Origin of the sequence: Planktothrix sp. FACHB-1355 (assembly GCF_014748295.1) — a bacterium.
Lineage (GTDB): Bacteria > Cyanobacteriota > Cyanobacteriia > Cyanobacteriales > Aerosakkonemataceae > Aerosakkonema > Aerosakkonema funiforme_A.
Genome location: NZ_JACJUP010001362.1, coordinates 1 through 1,594 on the forward strand (window position 1 = coordinate 1; position 1,594 = coordinate 1,594).

Consider the following 1,594-nt stretch of genomic DNA (forward strand, 5'->3'; position numbering starts at 1 on the left):
AAAATGAAACTCCAAGATATTTACAACCAAGACAATTCTGTTAAATTTGAGGACATGGATCGAGAACTAACCCAACAGATTCAAGTCCGTCTCAGCTCGCTTTCACTGTTACCGCCGCAAAGTGCAGATGGGTTATTTGGCCCTAAAACAAGAGCGGCTCTCGATGCTTTTACTAATGCTTTTCATTTACCCAGCGGCGTCATTACCAAGGAAACGGCTAAACTGCTCATCCAAGCAAACTCTCTTCCCCTGGAATCGCGCCTATTATCCGAGCGCGATTATACCAAAGCTGCTGACTTACTAAATTGTGATATCGCTGTCATCAAAGCGGTGGTAGAAGTAGAAAGCAACGGTAACGGTTTTCTGCAAGATGGACGACCGAAAATTCTGTTTGAAGCTCACAAATTCTCAGAATTTACTAATCATCGGTATGACTTGAGTCATCCTCAGATTTCTAGCTTAAAATGGAAACGAGAACTGTATAAAGGTGGCGCTAAGGAATACCCGCGCCTAGAGCAAGCTATCAGCTTAAATCGCTTAGCAGCGCTGAAATCGGCATCCTGGGGTTTGTTTCAAATTATGGGATTCAATCACAATCTCTGCGGTTTCAACGATGTGCAATATTTCGTGGCGGCGATGTACGCTTCCGAAGGCAAACAATTAGAAGCTTTTGTGGCGTATGTGCAAAATCAAAATCTGGCAGCTTTCTTAAAAAATCGCGAGTGGGCAAAGTTTGCTTACCATTATAATGGAGAAAGTTACCGCGCCAATGATTACGATGGCAAACTTGCTCGTGCTTACGATCGCTGGTCAAATTCAGTAGCAATTTTGCACTAATTTTTTCAGGATTCAATGCCCATAGTACCCGAATAGGGTACTATTTTTTAGCAAATATCGCTACAATGGGTGAATTACCAGAGCTAAAACTTGGGTTAACTTTAAAAGTAGTGACACAAATTAATTATGAACTTAAAAAATTTGACAAACAAGTGCTTAATTTCTGCGATCGGTCTAAGTTCGATCGCCAGCGGATTTTTCGCATTCGCTTCGCCAACTCTTGCCGATACAGTTTTAAGAAACGCCGAATGGCGGATAAATATTGGCAATGAAAATTCCTGGAATGGCGTCAACGGAACGGGGAATTTAACTTATCGAGGATGCGATACAAAAAATCGCTGTATCTCTTTAAGAAACGGTACAATTACTTGCCGAGATGGAGTTTGCACAAAGGCTTGGCGTAATGGAGAATATTCTTATGCGATTACTTCTCCCGTTACTCAAAACGGTAACGCACCCTCAACCTTAACGGTAAGGAAAGGTGCTAGCGTTATTGTTCGCAGTACCGGATTGAGATAGAAATATAGGCATCGGGAAAATTAATCAAAAAATGGGAGGTTGGATTTCGCGGAGGTGAAAACCAACCTATTGCAATTGGAGGAATAATGCGTTACGCGGTGGTGATTGAAAAAGCAGAAGGTAATTATTCCGCTTACGTTCCCGATTTACCTGGGTGCGTAAGTGTTGGAGATACTATAGAAGAAGTGAAACAAAATATTCAAGAAGCGATCGAATTTCATTTAGAAGGAATGCAAGA

Annotated in this window: 3 protein-coding genes; all 3 read left to right on the forward strand. The window is 41.7% G+C overall.

Annotated elements, in window-relative coordinates:
* Positions 1–837, forward strand: an 837-nt coding sequence (locus H6S82_RS32425; protein ID WP_206756928.1) for an N-acetylmuramidase domain-containing protein, incomplete at its 5' end; no start/stop codon positions are given.
* A gap of 126 nt (positions 838–963) precedes the next feature.
* On the forward strand, positions 964–1,356 hold the full coding sequence (locus tag H6S82_RS32430) for a hypothetical protein (protein ID WP_190464833.1): 393 nt from the start codon (positions 964–966) through the stop codon (positions 1,354–1,356).
* Between the two features lie 86 nt (positions 1,357–1,442).
* The coding region (locus tag H6S82_RS32435) for a type II toxin-antitoxin system HicB family antitoxin (RefSeq protein WP_191057443.1) at positions 1,443–1,594 on the forward strand (152 nt) is incomplete at its 3' end.

Excerpts from the sequence above, each read along its gene's own strand:
- H6S82_RS32430 (WP_190464833.1), top strand. The coding sequence starts at position 964 with ATGAACTTAAAAAATTTGACAAACAAGTGCTTAATTTCTGCGATCGGT.